The sequence below is a fragment of the Kocuria sp. genome (assembly GCF_030530945.1).
Lineage (GTDB): Bacteria > Actinomycetota > Actinomycetes > Actinomycetales > Micrococcaceae > Kocuria.
In genome coordinates, this window is record NZ_JAUMTZ010000019.1 from 1 (window position 1) to 15,861 (window position 15,861).

Annotated in this window: 13 protein-coding genes and 1 riboswitch; of the genes, 11 read left to right on the forward strand and 2 right to left on the reverse strand. The window is 73.8% G+C overall.

The features are described from left to right. The first annotated feature begins 204 nt into the window (after window positions 1-204). From Q4A22_RS11650 to Q4A22_RS11685, 8 genes are all read left to right on the forward strand, one after another. Entirely contained in the window at window positions 205-1,398 is a 1,194-nt protein-coding gene (locus Q4A22_RS11650; RefSeq protein ID WP_303179671.1) for an ABC transporter ATP-binding protein, read from the forward strand. Window positions 1,399-1,607: 209 nt separating this feature from the next. Continuing rightward, complete coding sequence (locus tag Q4A22_RS11655; protein WP_303179673.1) at window positions 1,608-1,931, forward strand: hypothetical protein; 324 nt, start codon at window positions 1,608-1,610, stop codon at window positions 1,929-1,931. A 103-nt stretch (window positions 1,932-2,034) separates the two neighbouring features. Next, window positions 2,035-2,151: riboswitch (SAM riboswitch) on the forward strand. Window positions 2,152-2,196: 45 nt separating this feature from the next. Further along, window positions 2,197-3,192: a methylenetetrahydrofolate reductase gene (locus tag Q4A22_RS11660; RefSeq protein WP_303179675.1), complete on the forward strand. Its 996-nt coding sequence runs from the start codon at window positions 2,197-2,199 to the stop codon at window positions 3,190-3,192. Between the two features lie 158 nt (window positions 3,193-3,350). Beyond that, entirely contained in the window at window positions 3,351-5,771 is a 2,421-nt protein-coding gene (metE, locus tag Q4A22_RS11665) for a 5-methyltetrahydropteroyltriglutamate--homocysteine S-methyltransferase (protein ID WP_303179677.1), read from the forward strand. A 34-nt stretch (window positions 5,772-5,805) separates the two neighbouring features. Then, entirely contained in the window at window positions 5,806-7,134 is a 1,329-nt protein-coding gene (locus Q4A22_RS11670) for an aminotransferase class V-fold PLP-dependent enzyme (protein WP_303179679.1), read from the forward strand. 39 nt (window positions 7,135-7,173) lie between these two features. Further along, window positions 7,174-8,394: a cystathionine gamma-synthase gene (locus Q4A22_RS11675; RefSeq protein ID WP_303179682.1), complete on the forward strand. Its 1,221-nt coding sequence runs from the start codon at window positions 7,174-7,176 to the stop codon at window positions 8,392-8,394. A gap of 214 nt (window positions 8,395-8,608) precedes the next feature. Then, on the forward strand, window positions 8,609-9,829 hold the full coding sequence (locus Q4A22_RS11680; RefSeq protein ID WP_303179684.1) for a glycosyltransferase: 1,221 nt from the start codon (window positions 8,609-8,611) through the stop codon (window positions 9,827-9,829). Then, window positions 9,826-11,304, forward strand: a complete 1,479-nt coding sequence (locus Q4A22_RS11685) for a glycosyltransferase family 39 protein (protein ID WP_303179687.1) — start codon at window positions 9,826-9,828, stop codon at window positions 11,302-11,304. Before Q4A22_RS11680 ends, Q4A22_RS11685 begins: the two co-directional genes overlap by 4 nt. Here the strand turns inward: Q4A22_RS11685 and Q4A22_RS11690 are convergent. Both Q4A22_RS11690 and Q4A22_RS11695 read right to left on the reverse strand, forming a co-directional pair. Next, on the reverse strand, window positions 11,294-12,016 hold the full coding sequence (locus Q4A22_RS11690; protein ID WP_303179689.1) for a DUF998 domain-containing protein: 723 nt from the start codon (window positions 12,014-12,016) through the stop codon (window positions 11,294-11,296). The two genes, Q4A22_RS11685 and Q4A22_RS11690, sit on opposite strands and share 11 nt — an antisense overlap. Next, the gene (locus Q4A22_RS11695; protein ID WP_303179691.1) at window positions 12,013-13,302 is read right to left on the reverse strand and encodes a cytochrome P450; all 1,290 of its coding nucleotides are present in this window, start codon (window positions 13,300-13,302) and stop codon (window positions 12,013-12,015) included. Before Q4A22_RS11695 ends, Q4A22_RS11690 begins: the two co-directional genes overlap by 4 nt. Window positions 13,303-13,453: 151 nt before the next feature. On the opposite strand from Q4A22_RS11695, the gene Q4A22_RS11700 reads away from it, so the two are divergent. From Q4A22_RS11700 to Q4A22_RS11710, 3 genes are all read left to right on the forward strand, one after another. Beyond that, a complete protein-coding gene (locus tag Q4A22_RS11700; RefSeq protein ID WP_303179693.1) occupies window positions 13,454-13,843 on the forward strand; it encodes a lycopene cyclase domain-containing protein in 390 nt (129 codons plus the stop codon). Beyond that, on the forward strand, window positions 13,836-14,159 hold the full coding sequence (locus Q4A22_RS11705; RefSeq protein ID WP_303179694.1) for a lycopene cyclase domain-containing protein: 324 nt from the start codon (window positions 13,836-13,838) through the stop codon (window positions 14,157-14,159). Before Q4A22_RS11700 ends, Q4A22_RS11705 begins: the two co-directional genes overlap by 8 nt. A gap of 148 nt (window positions 14,160-14,307) precedes the next feature. Continuing rightward, window positions 14,308-15,846: an FAD-dependent oxidoreductase gene (locus Q4A22_RS11710; protein WP_303179695.1), complete on the forward strand. Its 1,539-nt coding sequence runs from the start codon at window positions 14,308-14,310 to the stop codon at window positions 15,844-15,846. Window positions 15,847-15,861: the final 15 nt, after the last annotated feature.

Here is a 15,861-nt window from a genome sequence, read left to right on the forward strand (position 1 = left end):
CAACCCACCCACACCCACCCACCCCAACCACCCCCCAAGGCCACCACCCCCGGGGGGGGGGCCCCCCGCGGGCCCCCCCCACCACCGGGCCCGTGACGGACGGGTCCACGAACCGGCGGGGGCCGCCGCGCCCCCGCAGCCGGCACCGCGTCGGCCTGCCGTCACCCACCTTCATCGTCACCAGCTGAAAGCCGGAGGATCACCATGGCCACCGTCGAGTACAAGAACGCCTCACGCACGTTCGACCCGGACAGGCCCCCGGCCGTGGCGCACCTGGACCTGAGCATCCGCGACGGCGAGCTGCTCGTCCTGGTGGGGCCCTCCGGCAGCGGCAAGTCCACCGCCATGCGGATGCTGGCCGGGCTGGAGCCGGTGGACGAGGGCTCGGTGCTGATCGACGGAAAGGACGTCACGTCCACCCGCGCCCGCGACCGGGACGTGGCCATGGTGTTCCAGTCCTACGCCCTCTACCCCAACATGACAGCGCGGCAGAACATGGCCTTCGCGCTGGAGAACGAGAAGCTGCCGCGCGCGGAGATCGACCAGCGGGTGGAACGCGCCGCGGCCATGCTCGAGCTCGGCCCCCTCATGGACAAGCGGCCCTCGGCCATGTCCGGCGGGCAGCGCCAGCGCGTGGCCATGGGCCGCTCCATCGTGCGCAACCCGAAGGTGTGGTGCATGGACGAGCCCCTGTCCAACCTGGACGCCACCCTGCGGGTCTCCACCCGCGCCCAGATCGCGGACCTGCAGCGCGAGCTGGGCGTCACCACCATCTACGTGACGCACGACCAGGTGGAGGCCATGACCATGGGGGACCGCGTGGCGGTGCTGCGGGACGGGCAGCTGCAGCAGGTGGCGGACCCCATCCACCTCTACGAGCACCCCGCCAACGTGTTCGTGGCACGGTTCATCGGCTCCCCCGCCATGTCCGTGGTCCACGACGTCCCGGTCCGTGACGGGCACGCCGTTCTCGACGCCGCCAGCGGCCTGCGCGTGCCCGTCCCGTCCGCGTTCCTCCCGCGCGTCGGGGACACCGTGACCGTGGGGGTGCGCCCCGAGTCCTGGGAGATCGTGGCCGCGGGCAGCGCCCCGGACGCTCCTGCCCTGCCCCTGCAGGTCCACCTGGTGGAGAAGCTCGGCTCCGAGGCGTTCATCCACTGCGTCCTGCCGGACGCCCAGGACGACTCGGAGGGGTCGGAGGTCCGCGGCTCCACGGGGACCATGAGGTTCGAGAAGGGCCGGGCCACGGTCCGCGCGGAGAAGTTCCTGCGGGTGGAGGCGGGTTCCATCCTGCACGTGCGGCCGAACCCCCGCGAGATGTGCTTCTTCGACCCTGCCTCCGGGGAGAACCTGGAGCTCGTGGCCGGGCAGCACCACTCCGCCGAACCTCAGCGCTGAGCTCCGCACCGCGGCACGGGGCGCACCGCCACCGGGCCCTCGCCCCCGTGCCGCGGTGCGCCCACCCCCGGTCTGGCGTCTTGCTACCATGGGGTCCCCCGTGAGCCGCGCGGTGCCCCTCCACTCCCGCCCGTCGAATCCACCCCCTCGTCGAGGCCCCCGGGGTCCGCAGCGACCACCCGCCCACTCCGACGCACCGTGAGGGACCCATGGCACTCTTCCTGCGCCGCCATCGCGTGGAAAACCTCCTGTACGCGGGGGCCTGCGGATTCGGACTGCTCGGCGCGGGGGGCTTCGTGCACTCCTACTTCTCCACCGACTGGTCCGAGAACTTCCCGGTGGTGCCGTTCTTCCTGGTGGTCGCGGCGAGCTCCCTCACGCTCACGGCCGTGGCCCTGTCGCTGGTGCGGCTCTTCCACCAGGACCACCGCCCTGACAACCCGGCGGATCTCACGGATCTCCCGACCACGGCCGGGAGCCACGCCGTGGGTCCAGCGCGCCGGAGGGCCTCCTCCGGCCGCAGGCCCCGCTGATCTGCGGGTCCCACCCCCGTGGAACCGGGGTCCGCACCCGGCTCGCGACCACCAGGACTTCCCTGACGGTCCGAACCGGTGCTACGCTCGCAATGAAGACAAGGATCATGAGTTCCGGCGCAAAGCTCTGGCTGGCCGGACGGCAACCCTCCTGCTGTAGTGGGGTGCCCCAGATGAGGATCCGGCCGTCGCGCAACCGCGTGACTGGCAAGTACGGCGCTCGGATCTCACACCTCCGGCGTCCTACCGCCGGAGGTTTTTTCACATGTCCGCAGCGTTGGCAGCAGCCCGCACCAGCACCCCGTCCGCCGCGGAACGGCCCACGGGCACGTCCTGGCTCGTGCGCCGTCCCCGTCGTTCCACGCTCGTCTCCTTCGAGGTGTTTCCGCCGCGTCCGACCGCGGACCCGGACGCCGTGTGGCGCAGCATCGACACCATGGCGCAGGCGGGCCCGGACTTCTTCTCGGTGACCCACGGCCACTCGGGCCGCGCCGGGATCTCCCGCGAGGCGCTGCAGCACCTGCGCCGCACCACGGACACCCCGGTCATGGCGCACTTCACGTGCGGCGGCACCGACCGCGCGGGCCTGGAGGGCGCCGTCGAGCAGCTGCTGGACGACGGCGTGCGGGACCTCCTCGCGCTGCGGGGGGACCCGCCGCTGGGCGGAGCCGAGTGGGTGACGCCCGCGGGCGGGATCGGCCGGGCCTCGGAGCTGGTGCGGCTCGTGCGGGACGTGGAGCGGCGTCGCTTCGGGGACGGGTTCCGCCCCGGGAACCGGCCGCTGTCCGTGTCCGTGGCGTGCTACCCATCCCCCGCGCGGGGCCGTAACTTCGAGGCGGACCTCGCGTCCCTGTGGGACAAGCAGGAGGCCGGCGCGGACTACGCGATCACGCAGGTGCTGTACGAGCCCGAGGACTACGCCCGGTTCCTGGAGCGCGCCCGCTCCGAGGGCATCCACATCCCGGTGGTCGCGGGGCTGATGCCCCTCACGGACCCGCGGCGGCTGCGGCGGATGACCGAGATCACGGGGGTCTCCGTCCCGCGGCGGCTCACGGAGTTCCTCCGCGCGGGCTCTCCCGAGGAGATGCGGCACCGCGGGATCGCGGCAACTCTTTCCCTCATCGACGACCTCCTGGACCTGGGCTGCGCCGGCTTCCACCTCTACACGTTCAACCGCCCCGAGGCCGCGCTCACCATCCTGGAGCACCTGCGGGTCCGCGACGCCGCCCGCGAGTACCGCGGCCGCAGCCCCGCCGTCTGAGGCCAACCCCGCGCGACACGCCGCGCGGGCGGCACGGAACCAACAGGTCCCGGCCGCCGAGCACCTCCCCACCCCGCCAGCCGCGAGCTCACCCGCCCGCGAGCGCGCTTCCGCACACCCTTTTTCCACCCCGACCCACACCTGACGAAGGACCTCCCATGACCACTCAGCACACCACTCCTCTGCCCACCGCCACCATCCTGGGATACCCCCGCATCGGCCCGGACCGCGAGCTCAAGCACGCACTGGAAGCCCACTGGAGGGACCCGCAGGAGCACCCCACGAGCACCGTCCTGGACACCCTCGCCGCTCTGCGTGAGCGCACGGCCACGCGGCTGGTCGAACTCGGTCTGGACGCGGACTACGCCGTGCCCGGCGAGGGCTTCGCCGTGGACCACGTGCTGGACACCGCCCTCGCGCTGGGCGCCGTGCCGGCCCGCTTCGCGGCCGACGGCTACCGCCCCGCCGCGCCGGACACTGCCGCGGGCATCGAGCTGCTGACCGCGCTGTCCCGGGGCACGGACCACCTGGAGCCGCTGGAGATGACCAAGTGGTTCGACACCAACTACCACTACTACGTCCCGGAGATCGGCCCGGACACCCCGCTGAGCGCACATCCCGAGAGCCTGGTGGCCCGTCACCTGGACACGCTGCGGCGGACCGGGACCAGGACCCGTCCCGTGCTGGTGGGTCCGGTGACGCTGCTGCTGCTGTCCCGGCCCGAGACCACGGACGACGCCGCGGTGGATCCGCTCGCGCGGCTCGACGACGTGGTGGGGCACTACACCACCATCCTCGCGGAGCTGGCGGCCGCGGGCGTCGAGTGGGTGCAGCTGGACGAGCCCGCCCTCGCCGCGGACGGCTGGGCCGTGGAGCGTGCCGAGCTCGTCTCCGCCCTGGAGACCGCCTACGCCCGGCTCACCGCCGCCGCGGACCGCCCCGCCCTGCTGGTGACCGTGGGCTACGGGGACGCAGGCGAGGATGCGCTGCTCGCCCTGGCCCGCACGGACACGGACGCCCTGGCCGTGGACCTCGACCGCGGGGACGTCCCCTCCGCCGCCGCCCTCGAGGCGTGGGGCGAGCGCCCGGTGGCGGGCGGCGTCGTGGGCGGACGCACCGTGTGGCGCACGGACCTGGCCCGCGCGGCGAGCATCCTGGACCGGCTGCGCGCCGCGGCGCAGGGGCCGGTGGCCGTGGGCACGGCGACGCCGCTGCTGCACGTCCCGCACGACGTGGCCCGGGAGACCGGGCTGGACCCGGAGGTCCGCCGCTGGGTGGCCTTCGCGGACCAGAAGGTCACCGAGGTGGCAGAGCTGGCCCGCGGCGTGGCGCAGGGGTGGGATGCGATCACCGAGACCCTGGCCACGGACGCCGAGAGCCGTGCGGCCCGTGCCGCGCACCCGGCCACCCACCGGGCGGAGGTCCGCGAGCGCACCGCGGCGGTGCGGCCCGAGGACCGGGTGCGGGCCGACTCGGACGAGCGCCGTGCGGCCCAGCACGCACGGCTGAACCTGCCCGTGCTGCCCACCACGACCATCGGCTCCTTCCCCCAGACCCGCGAGATCCGTGCCACGCGCGCCGCACACCGCGCCGGACGGCTGGACGAGCGTGCCTACACGGAGGCCATCCGGGAGGAAATCGCCCGGACGGTGCGGGCGCAGGAGGAGCTGGGACTGGACGTGCTGGTGCACGGCGAGCCGGAGCGCAACGACATGGTGCAGTACTTCGCGGAGGCGCTGGACGGCTTCGCCACCACGCAGCACGGCTGGGTGCAGTCCTACGGTTCGCGCTGCACGCGCCCGTCCATCCTCTTCGGGGACGTCTCGCGGCCCGCGCCGATTACCGTGGAGTGGACGCGCTACGCCGCATCGCTCACGGAGCGGCCCGTCAAGGGCATGCTCACGGGACCGGTCACGATCCTCGCGTGGTCCTTCGTCCGGGACGACGCCCCCGCGGCCGAGGTCGCGGACCAGGTGGCCCTGGCGCTGCGCGACGAGATCGCCGACCTCGAGGCCGCCGGAACCGCGGTGATCCAGGTGGACGAGCCCGCCCTGCGCGAGCTGCTGCCGCTGCGGGAGGCGGACCGCGCCGCGTACCTGGACTGGTCCGTGGGCTCGTTCCGGCTGGCCACGGGATCCGCCGAGCCCGCCACCCAGATCCACACGCACCTGTGCTACTCCGAGTTCGAGACCGTGCTGGATGCGATCGAGGGCCTGGACGCGGACGTCACCACGCTGGAGGCCTCCCGCTCCGGCTCGGGCATCGTGGCCGGGCTGGCCGCCGCGGACTTCCCGCGGGACCTCGGCCCCGGCGTGTGGGACATCCACTCCCCGCGCGTCCCCACGTTCGAGGAGGTGGCGCAGCGCGTGCGGCACGCGGCGCACGCCATCGGCGCCGAGCGCGTGTGGGTGAACCCCGACTGCGGGCTCAAGACCCGCGCGTGGCCCGAGACGGAGGCCGCCCTCGACCGGCTCGTGGCGGCCGCGCTCACAGTCCGCGGGGAGCTCGCCCGCGAGGAGGACGACGCCGCCCGCACCCGCCCGCGCACCACCCCCGGAACCGCGCCCGCGGCTCTCTGAGACCCGGTCCCCGACCCACACGAGGGAGAAGCACATGAGCACCGCACCCACCCCGTCCCCGCTGGGGACACCCATCGTCCAGCCCATCCACCACAGCGCGGCCTACGCGTTCGAGACCCTCGGGCAGGCGCAGGACGTCTTCGCCCAGCGGGCCGGAGGGTTCACCTACGCCCGCACGGGCAACCCGAACGTGGCGGCGCTGGAGGCGGAGATCGCCCGGCGGGAGCATGGGGTGGGTGCCGTGGCGGCGTCGTCGGGCCAGGCGGCCGTGGCGCTCGCGCTGCTCACCCTCACGGGACCGGCGCGGGACGCGCACGCCGTGGTGTCCTCGCGGATCTACGGCGGGACCGTGGACCTGCTCACGGACACCCTCGCGGACACGGGCCTGGAGGTCACGTTCGCCGACCCGCGGGAACCGCAGCAGTGGGAGGACGCCGTGCGGGACGGGACGCGGGTGTTCTTCCTCGAGTCGATCGCCAACCCGCTCACCGAGCTCCCGGAGCTGGAAGCGATCGCCCGGATCGCGCACCGCCACGGCGCGGTGGTGCTCGTGGACAACACCGTGGCCACCCCGTACCTCTGCACCCCCGGGGAGCACGGCGCGGACTTCGTGGTGCACTCGGCCACCAAGTACCTGGCCGGGCACGGGGGTCCCCTGGGCGGCCTGCTCGTGGCCACCGGCGCCTTCGACCCCATGGACGACGCCGCCCGCTGGCCCTGGCTCACCAGGGCCCACCCCCGCTGGGGCGGGCGCTCCCCCGTGGAGCTCTTCGGTGCGCAGAAGGCCGTGCTGGGCGTGGCCCGCTGCAAGTACCTCAACGACCTGGGGCCCTGTCTGGGGGCCACCGCCGCGCACGAGATCCTGCAGGGCATGGCCACGCTGGACGTGCGCGTGGAGCGGCAGTCCGCCACCGCTTCCGCCCTGGCCGCCGCCCTCTCGGGGCACCCGGCCGTGGAGCGGGCGCACCACCCGTCCCTGGCCGAGGGGCGCCAGCGCGAGCTGTACGCGGCGGGCGGCTACCGCGGTGGCGGCGGCCTGTTCTCTGTGGACGTGCGCGGCACTCCCGCCCAGGTGGCGGCCGTGGTGAACGGGCTGGAGACCATCAGGCTCGCGGCCAACATCGGGGACGTCCGCACCCTGGTGGCCCACCCCGCAGGCATGACCCACTGCCGCCTGACCCCCGAGCAGTTCCGGGCCAGCGGCATCACCGAGCGCACCCTCCGGTTCTCCGTGGGACTGGAGGACGAGGCGGAGCTGCTCGCGGACCTGCTGCGGGCACTCGACCCCCTGGCAGCGCGGAGCGAACGGGAAGGCGCGCGGGAGCAGCCCGCCTCCCCGCACGCCCAGAACGCCGTCGCCTGACCGGCGCGGCACAGCACCCACGAGACGAGGAACCACACCATGACCCACCCCACCGCCACCCTGCCGGGACTCGCCACCCGTGCAATCCACGACGGCCAGCAGCCCGACCCCACCACCGGCGCCGTGGTGCCGCCCATCTACCAGACCTCCACGTTCGTGCAGGACGGCGTCAACGAGTTCCGCGCCGGGGGCCACGAGTACAGCCGCGGGTCCAACCCCACGCGCAACGGCTTCGAGGAGCAGCTCGCGTCCCTGGAGGGCGGCACCCGCGCCTTCGCCTTCGCCTCGGGCATGGCCGCGGAGGACGCGCTGCTCCGGGCCGTCCTGGCCCCCGGTGACCACGTGGTCCTCGCCTCGGACGTCTACGGCGGCACCTTCCGCCTGGTGGACCAGGTGCTCTCCCGCTGGGGTGTTGAGCACAGCGTGGCACCCACCGCCTCCGCCGACGACGCCGCGACCGCCGTGCGCCCCGGCGCCACCCGGGTGGTGTGGCTGGAGACCCCCTCCAACCCGCTCCTGCGCATCGCGGACATCGCCGCATGGGCGGACGTGGCGCGGGACGCCGGTGCCCTGCTGGTGGTCGACAACACCTTCGCGACCCCCGCCCTGCAGACCCCCCTCACCCTGGGCGCACACGCGGTGGTGCACTCGACCACCAAGTACATCGGCGGCCACTCGGACGTGCTGGGCGGCGCCGTGGTGGTGGGGAACGCCGAGTGGCAGGGACGGCCGCTCGCGGAGCTGGTCGCGTTCCAGCAGTTCGCGTGCGGCGCGGTGGCCGGTCCGTTCGACTCGTTTCTGGCCGCCCGTGGCCTCAAGACCCTGCCGCTGCGCATGGAGCGCCACTGCGCCAACGCGCTGGCGGTGGCCCGGTTCCTGCGGTCCCGGGAGGACGTCCTGGAGGTGAACTACCCCGGCCTGGAGGAGCACCCGCAGCACGAGCTGGCCGCACGCACCCTGCGGGGCGGGTTCGGGGGTGTGCTCTCCTTCCGCCCCGCCGGTGGCGCGGCCGCGGCGCACGAGTTCGTGAAGGCCTCCCAGCTCTACAGCCTGTCGGTGAGCCTGGGCGGGGTGGAGTCCCTGGCGTGCGTGCCCCGCAGCATGACGCACGCCTCCCGCGTGGGCACCCCGTACGAGGTGCCGGAGGACCTGGTGCGGCTGTCCGTGGGGATCGAGGACATCGCGGACCACCTGACGGACCTGGGGCGGGCGCTGGAGACGGCGGTTGGCGCGTGCCTCCAGGGCGCACACGCGGGGTAGGCGGGAACCCGCCCCTGCCGTCCGCGGCACGGGGGTCCCACCGCTGGGTCACCCCCGTGCCGCGCCGCACGGCACCCGGGCGACCCAGCGGCGTCGCCCGCGGCTGCGTGCCCCACCGCAGAGCCACTAGACTGGGGACGAGAAAACACGGGCCGCACGCCCCGCCGACACCGTCGCCGGGCACTGCCGAGGACGACGTCGAGGAGCACATCGGGTGAAGGTCGCTGTATCCGCGATCGGCAGCCGCGGGGACGTCGTTCCGTTCGCGCACCTGGCGGACCGGTTCGCGGCCGCGGGCCACGAGGTCACCGTGGTCACCCACGAGTCCGCGCGGGACGTGCTGCGCACGGACGCCCGCGTGATCCCCGTGGCCAGCGACCCCCACTCCCTGATGGCCGGTCCGGCGGGTCGCGCCGCCCACCACTGGACCCCGTGGGAGCTGAACCGCTCCCGGGACCTGTTCGCGGACTTCCTGCACTCCGGCTACGCACCCGCCCGTGAGGCGCTGCGGGACGCGGACGTGCTCGTGGCCTCCACCTTCTCGATCGCCGCCGTCCACGCCGCCCTGCAGCAGGGGGTCCCGGTGGTGCGGGCGCACATGTGGCCCGAGTACCCGGGCCTGGACGGCCCCATGCCCCTGCTCCCCCACTCGGGCCGTGCCCCGGTCCCCGCCCGACGGGCCGCCCGGCGCGCCGTGCGCCGCGTGGAGCCGTACCTGGGTGGGGTGGCCGGGCGGTGGCGGCGCGGGCGCCTGCACCTCTCGGCGCGCCACCCCGTGGGCCTCACCACCGCGACCCTCGGCACCCTGTACGCCTTCAGCCCGCACATGCTCCCCGCCCCGCCCCGGGAGGGCACCGTCACGGGCTGGTGGACGGGTCCCGAGGACCGCGCCGCCCTGAGCGCCCCCGTCGCGGACCTGCTCTCCTCCGGGGACTGGGTCTACCTGGGTTTCGGCTCCATCCAGCGCGGCAGCCCGGCCGCCGTGCTCGACGCCGCCGGGGAGGCCTGCGAGCGCGCGGGCGTCCGCGCCGTGGCCCAGCTAGGGGACCTGCGGGGACCCGTGCACCCGCGCATCCACTGCATCGGGGACCAGCCCCACGAGGCGCTGTTCCGCCGCGTGCGCGCGGCCGTGCACCACGGGGGCGCCGGTACCACGGCGGCCGCCGTGCGGGCGGGGGTGCCCTCCGTGGTGGTCCCGCACTTCGCGGACCAGTTCTACTGGGGTGCCCGGCTGCACGCCCTGGGGGTGGCCCCGCGGCCGCTGCGGCGGGGCTCCCTGTCCGGTGCGCGCCTGGCCCCGTTGCTCCGGGAGGCCCTGGAGCCGGCCGTGGGCGCGCGCGCCGAGCTGCTCGCCGAGCGCGTGCGCGGGGAGGACGGCTGCGGGCGCGCGGTGGCCCAGGTGGAGCAGTGGCTGGCCCCGGCAGGACCGCGGTGAGCGCAGGGCAGGACATCCCCCGGGCCGGGTCCACGGCGCTCCCGGCCACCGTGTCCCCGCTGCGGATCGCCGCGGCGCCCATGGTCGCGGTGACCGGGGTGCTGCTGCTGGTGGCCGGGCGCTACGGTCCGCACTGGGACGAGCTGTACTTCCGGATGCTGCCCCTGCGGTGGTGGTACGTGGACCAGCCCCCGCTCACGGTGTGGCTCTCGTGGCTCGCCGCACGGGTCAGTGAGGACATCTGGGTCCAGCGCCTGCCCGCGGTTGCCGCCGCGGCCGCCGGGGCCCTGGTGGCGAGCCTGTTCCCCCGGGCCCTCGGTGCCGGGCCCGCCACGCAGCGGCTCGCCGCGTGGGCGCACGCCTTCACCGTCTACCCCCTGCTGATGGGGCACATCTTCACCACCGGCGCCCTGGACCTGCTCGCGTGGGAGCTCGTGGTCCTGTTCGTGCTGCGCGCCGCCCAGGGGCACCCGCGCTTCCTCGTCTGGGCAGGTGTGGTGGCGGGAGTGGCGGCGTGGAACAAGCTGCTCGTCGTGGTGCTGCTGGGGGCGCTGTTCGTCTCCCTGTGCCTCACGTGCCGGTGGCTGCTGCGCACACCCCAGGCGGTGGTGGGCGCGGGCCTGTTCCTGGTGCTCGCCGCACCCCAGCTGTGGGCGCAGCTGAGCCACGGGATGCCCATGTCCCAGGTCTCCGCCGGGCTGGTGGCGCAGCAGGGAACCTTCGTGCGCCTCGTGCTCCTGCCCACCCTCGCGCTGTTCGTGGGACCGCCCCTGGTCCTCGTGGTGCTGCACGGTCTCCTGGACCCGTGGCGGGACCGGCAGAGCGGCCCGCAGCGCGCCGCGCGCTTCCTGCTGCCCACGGTCGCGGTGGTGGTGGTCTTCACCCTGGTCTCCCCCTCCCAGCCGCACTACCCCATGGGTGCGCTGCTGCCCGCGCTGTCGCTCGGCTGGGCAAGCCCCCGGTTGCGACGGCGCTGGGGCCGTTCCCGGCGCACCGTGGTGGTCGCCGCCAACTCCGCCGTGGCCTGCCTCATTTGCCTCCCCGTGCTCCCGGCCGCCCAACCCTGGGTGGGAGCCCAGTCCCTGGTCAACCCCACCGTGCGGGACCAGCTCCACTGGCCCGAACTGGCCGGGGAGGTGACGGGCGCCCGGGAAGCCGGGGAGGACGTCGTCGTGGACAGCTACGCCCTGGCGGGTGCCGTGGACCGCTACGGCAGCCCCGCGGACCGCGCCGCGCTGCACTCCGGGCACAACGGCCTGTGGGAGCTGGGGCCCCCGAGCTCACGGCGCGTGATGCTGGTGGGCGAGCACGCCACGGCTCAGCGCAGCGCCTTCGCCGCGTGCGTGCCGGGACCGTCGCTGCGCAACGGCCCGGTGGTCCACCCCGAGCTCCAAGACGTGCCCGTGCTGCACTGCGAGGGTCCGCGGGAGGACTGGCAGAGCCTGTGGCCGCGCTTCCGCCGGATCAGCGGCTGACGCCCACCGCACGGTCCCTGCCCACGAGCACGCTCCCCGCCTCCAGCACCAGCGCGAGCAGCAGTGCGCCCACGATCACGAGTTCCCCGGCGCCGCGCGGCACCGTGCCGTCCGGCAGCCTGCTCACGGCGGCGAAGACGAGCGCGACGCTCGCGAGCACCACGCGCGCGCCGCGGCGGCGGTGCAGCCACGGTGTGCCCGGGCGGATCCCCGAGAGCAGGAACCCCAGGGCCGGGACCACGAGCGCGAGCACCACGGCCGTGAGGTGCAGTCCCGCGCGGTTCCCGGCGGGAAACACCCCGGTGGCCACCAGCCCCGCGCCCATCACGACGACGCCGCCGGCCAGCACCCTTCCCCACCGCTCCACCAGGCATGCCCCCGCGGCCGCGAGCAGGACACCGGTGAGGGCCAGCCCCGTGTTGAACAGGACGTGGTTCGGGGAGCAGATCCACCGGCCACCGCGCACACGGCAGGCGCCGTCCCCGAGGTCGCTGACCATGTTCTGGTACCAGACGTAGGCGGTGTCCGCGGTGGAGAGGGTCACGGCCACGGCCACCGCGAACACGAGCACCGCGGCAAGCACGAGCAGCGCCCCGAGCCGGGCGCGCGAGCGCCTCGACGCCCCGGCCCCGAGGGCCGCCCGGTTCGGCGAGGACGTTCCCGCTCCCGGTTCCTGGGCGGGCCGTGCCGCGCCCCCGGCAGAACGGTTCACGACGCCGCGCCCGTCGCCCTCCGCGTCGCGGGGTCGGAAAGCGCTCCGGAAGGCGTGCCCGAGGTGCTGTCCGGGGTCGTGCCCGGGGTCGGGAACCGCAGCCCTAGTCCCCGCAGGGTGTAGCCCTCGATGAGGTTGTCCCGCTCCAGGGTGGGGGCCTGCACCAGCACGGGGTCGTGGCTCAGCAGCCGCAGCAGGAAGCGGTCCGTCTCGGTGATGGCCAGGGGGCGCCCGGGACACTTGTGGGCGCCGTCGCTGAAGCTCATGCCGGTGGCGTCCACCCCCGGGGGCATGGACCGGCCGGGGCACAGACCCGTGGGGTGCTCACCCACCTCCTGCGGATCCGTGTTGGTCTGGCGCACGCACACGTCCACGAGGTCCCCGGCCGGGATGGTCCAGGTGGACCCGCCGTCCGAGACCTCCACCGGCTCCTGCACCCGTCGGTACAGGTGGCCCACCACGGGCTCCAGGCGCAGGATCTCGTGCAGGACCGCGAAGCGCTCCTTCTCCCCTGCCACGAGGTACCGGGCGCGCAGCCGGTCGTCCTCCAGCAGGTGCCACGCGGCCATCACGATGAACTCCCGGGTGGTCACCATCCCCGCGGTGCCGTAGGTCATGCACTCCACCAGGATGTCCGCCGTGGAGTACCCCTCGGCGAGGAGGTGGCTGACGACGTCGTCCGCCGGGTTCCTGCGCAGCGCCCGGATGGCGGGGCGCACGTCCGCGAGGTAGAAGCGGATGATGGGCACGAGCCCGTTGAAGGCCGCCCGGGCCCACTGCGCGCGGGTGCGGCCGTAGTCCGGTTTGGTGATGTCCAGCGGCGGCTGGTTGAAGAAGCTCACCAGCCGGCGGCACATGCCGTCCAGGGAGGAGTGGTTGATGCCCACGATCTCGCGGGTGACGTCCACGCTGAAGCGCAGCGCCAGCTCGTCCAGCAGGCACGTGTCCCCGGAAGCCGCGGCCGCGTCCACGAAGGAGACGGCCCGGGACTCGATGCCGGGCACGTGGCGCCGGGCCACCACGGCGGGGGCGAAGAACCGTGCCACCTTCTTGCGCTGCTCGTCGTGCAGCGGCCCGTCCGAGACGAGGATCGGGTGGTGGCGGAAGAAGCCCGTGGGGATCTTCTCGGCGGTGAAGCCCGCCTGCGTGGTCGCGTGGCGGGCCTGGAGCACCTGCCGTGCCGCCGTGAGACCCCGGATCCGCCACACGGAACCGGTGTGCTCCACCCGGGGCTCCACCGCCTCCCCGGGCTTGCGGGACCGGCGGACGTCGGACTGATCGACCACGTTGTGCATCCTTTCCTGCGGGCTCCCCAGTCTACGGCGGCGGGCTCTGCCCCGGCCCCGGCCGGGTGGCGCGCGGAGGGGTGACGCCCCGGGCTGCGGGGCCTGCCCCGGGGTAGGGTTGAGGCCACTGCCCGGCACAGGAAGGAAGTCCATGGACCACGCCCAGTACCTGGTGCTGATGGGTCTGTGCGTCGCGATCACCCTGCCCCTGGAGTTCATCGTGGGCGTGCGCGTCTACCGGCGTCCCAAGCGGCTGCTGATGGTCATGCTGCCGGTGGTCGTGCTGTTCGTGGCGCGGGACCTCTGGGGCATCTACCGCGACCACTGGTTCTACAACCCACGCTTCATCACCGGGATCCACCTGGGCCGCCTGCCGCTCGAGGAGCTCGTGTTCTTCATCGTGATCCCCGTCTGCGGTCTGCTCACCCACGAAGCGGTCGCCAAGATCCTCCGTCTGCTGCGGGAGCCCGGACAGCTGCGGTTCCGGTGGCCGGACGGGCTGGTCCGCGAGTCCCCGAGGGCGGGTGACACGGATGCCTGAGTACACGCTCCTCACCATTCTCGGTGTCATCGCCGTGGTGCTCCTGGAGCTGCTGTGGGCCAAGACCGGGATCTTCCGCTCCGCCCGCTACTGGATCGCCATGGTGATCGTCGAATCCTTCCAGATCCCCGTGGACGGATGGCTCACCAAGCTCTCCAATCCCATCGTGCTGTACAACCCCGATGCCTTCTCACAGGTGCGCTTCCCGTGGGACATCCCCATCGAGGACTTCGGCTTCGGGTACGCCATGGTCACCTTGACGCTGATTCTCTGGCGCAGGGCGGGCATGCGGGAACCCTCCGTCACCCCGGAATGACCCCCACCGTCCCGCACCGTGGGGGAGCATGCCATGGGCGTGTCCGCCGTGAAGCACTGCAGCCGCCCCTCGTAGGTGTGCACGAGTACCACCATCCGCGCACCCGCCGATCCACCGTCCCCTCCCACCACGAGAAAGCCGCACCCTGATGAGCAACCCTGAGCAGAACCGTCCCGGACGCGACCGCCGCGCCGTCCGGCACCCGGGACCGGCCGGAAACCCGCGCGTGGACGGCGACCGCAGCGCCGTCGTCATCGGTGGCGGAATCGCCGGCATCGCGGCCGCCACGGCCCTGGCCGAACGCGGCGTGCGAGTCACGCTGCTCGAGGCCACGGAGCGGCTGGGCGGCCGAGTGGCCGCCTGGCCCCTGGAGGACGGGCGGACCATGAGCCGTGGCTTCCACGCCTTCTTCCGCCAGTACTACAACCTGCGCTCCCTGCTGCGGCGCACGGACCCGCAGCTGCAGCGCCTGATCCCCGTGGACGACTACCCGCTGCTGCGGGCCGGGCGCCCCGGCGACTCGTTCACCAACATCCCCCGCACGCCGCCGCTGAACGTGCTGGGCTTCGTGCTCCGCAGTCCGGCGTTCACCCCGCGGACACTGGCTCAGGTCAACGCGAAGGCCGCCCTGGAGATGATGCAGGTGCGCTTCCCGGAGACCTTCTCCGCGTACGACGGCGAGTCCGCCGCCAGGTTCCTGGACCGCCTCCGCTTCCCGGAGGACGCCAGGGACCTGGCGCTGGAGGTCTTCGCGCGCTCGTTCTTCGCCTCCCCGGACGACTTCGCGGCCGGCGAGCTCGTGGCCATGTTCCACGCGTACTTCATCGGCTCCGCGGAGGGCCTGATCTTCGACGTCCCCACCGACGACTACGACACCGCCATCTGGGCACCGCTCGGCCGCATGCTCGCAGAGCTGGGCGTCACGGTCCGCTGCGGCACCACTGTGGACTCGTGGGAAATTTCCGACGACGCCGTCACCGTGCACACGAATGGGGAGAGCCTCACCGCCGACGCCGCCGTGCTGGCCACGGATCCCCGCTCAGCGCGCGAGCTCATCGTGGGGCTGGAGGACCGGGCGCAGACCACCGGCACCTCCAGGGAGGCCTGGAAGGCGTCCGTGGCGGGGACCCGCAACGCTCCCCCGTTCACGGTGCTGCGCCTCTGGTACGACGGCCTGGTCGACGACGACCGGCCGGCGTTCGTGGGCACCAGCGGTTTCGGCCCCGTGGACAACGTCTCCGTGCTTGAGCGCTTCGAGGACGGCGCCGCCCGCTGGTCCGCGGAGAAGGGCGGCTCGGTGGTGGAGGTCCACGCCTACGCGTGCGACGACGCCCTGCGGCCCGACACCGACGCCGCCGCCGACCTGGTGGCCGAGATGGAGTGGCAGCTGCACCGGATCTTCCCGGAGTGCGCAAGTCTCGAAGTGCTCCACCGGGAGACGCTCATCCACGACGACTGCACTCTGATCACCCCCGAGAACTGGGGCGGGCGGCCCGGTGTGACCACCCCGTGGCAGAACCTGGTCCTGGCCGGCGACTGGGTCCGCTGCGACTACCCCGTGGCTCTCATGGAACGGGCAGCCACCACGGGTTTCCTGGCGGCGAACGAGGTGCTCGCCCAGTGGGGCGCCTCCGGTGAGGACCTCTGGACGGTGCCTATGAAGGGTCTTCTGGCGGGGAGGAAGTAGGCCGGCGGGGGGGAC

What these genes read in the sequence shown, in the direction of transcription:
- Q4A22_RS11670 (WP_303179679.1), top strand. Translation starts at nt 5,806, where the DNA reads ATGAGCACCGCACCCACCCCGTCCCCGCTGGGGACACCCATCGTCCAG.
- Q4A22_RS11655 (WP_303179673.1), top strand. Translation starts at nt 1,608, where the DNA reads ATGGCACTCTTCCTGCGCCGCCATCGCGTGGAAAACCTCCTGTACGCG.
- Q4A22_RS11675 (WP_303179682.1), top strand. Translation starts at nt 7,174, where the DNA reads ATGACCCACCCCACCGCCACCCTGCCGGGACTCGCCACCCGTGCAATC.
- Q4A22_RS11700 (WP_303179693.1), top strand. Translation starts at nt 13,454, where the DNA reads ATGGACCACGCCCAGTACCTGGTGCTGATGGGTCTGTGCGTCGCGATC.
- Q4A22_RS11650 (WP_303179671.1), top strand. Translation starts at nt 205, where the DNA reads ATGGCCACCGTCGAGTACAAGAACGCCTCACGCACGTTCGACCCGGAC.
- Q4A22_RS11705 (WP_303179694.1), top strand. Translation starts at nt 13,836, where the DNA reads ATGCCTGAGTACACGCTCCTCACCATTCTCGGTGTCATCGCCGTGGTG.
- Q4A22_RS11710 (WP_303179695.1), top strand. Translation starts at nt 14,308, where the DNA reads ATGAGCAACCCTGAGCAGAACCGTCCCGGACGCGACCGCCGCGCCGTC.
- Q4A22_RS11660 (WP_303179675.1), top strand. Translation starts at nt 2,197, where the DNA reads ATGTCCGCAGCGTTGGCAGCAGCCCGCACCAGCACCCCGTCCGCCGCG.
- metE (WP_303179677.1), top strand. Translation starts at nt 3,351, where the DNA reads ATGACCACTCAGCACACCACTCCTCTGCCCACCGCCACCATCCTGGGA.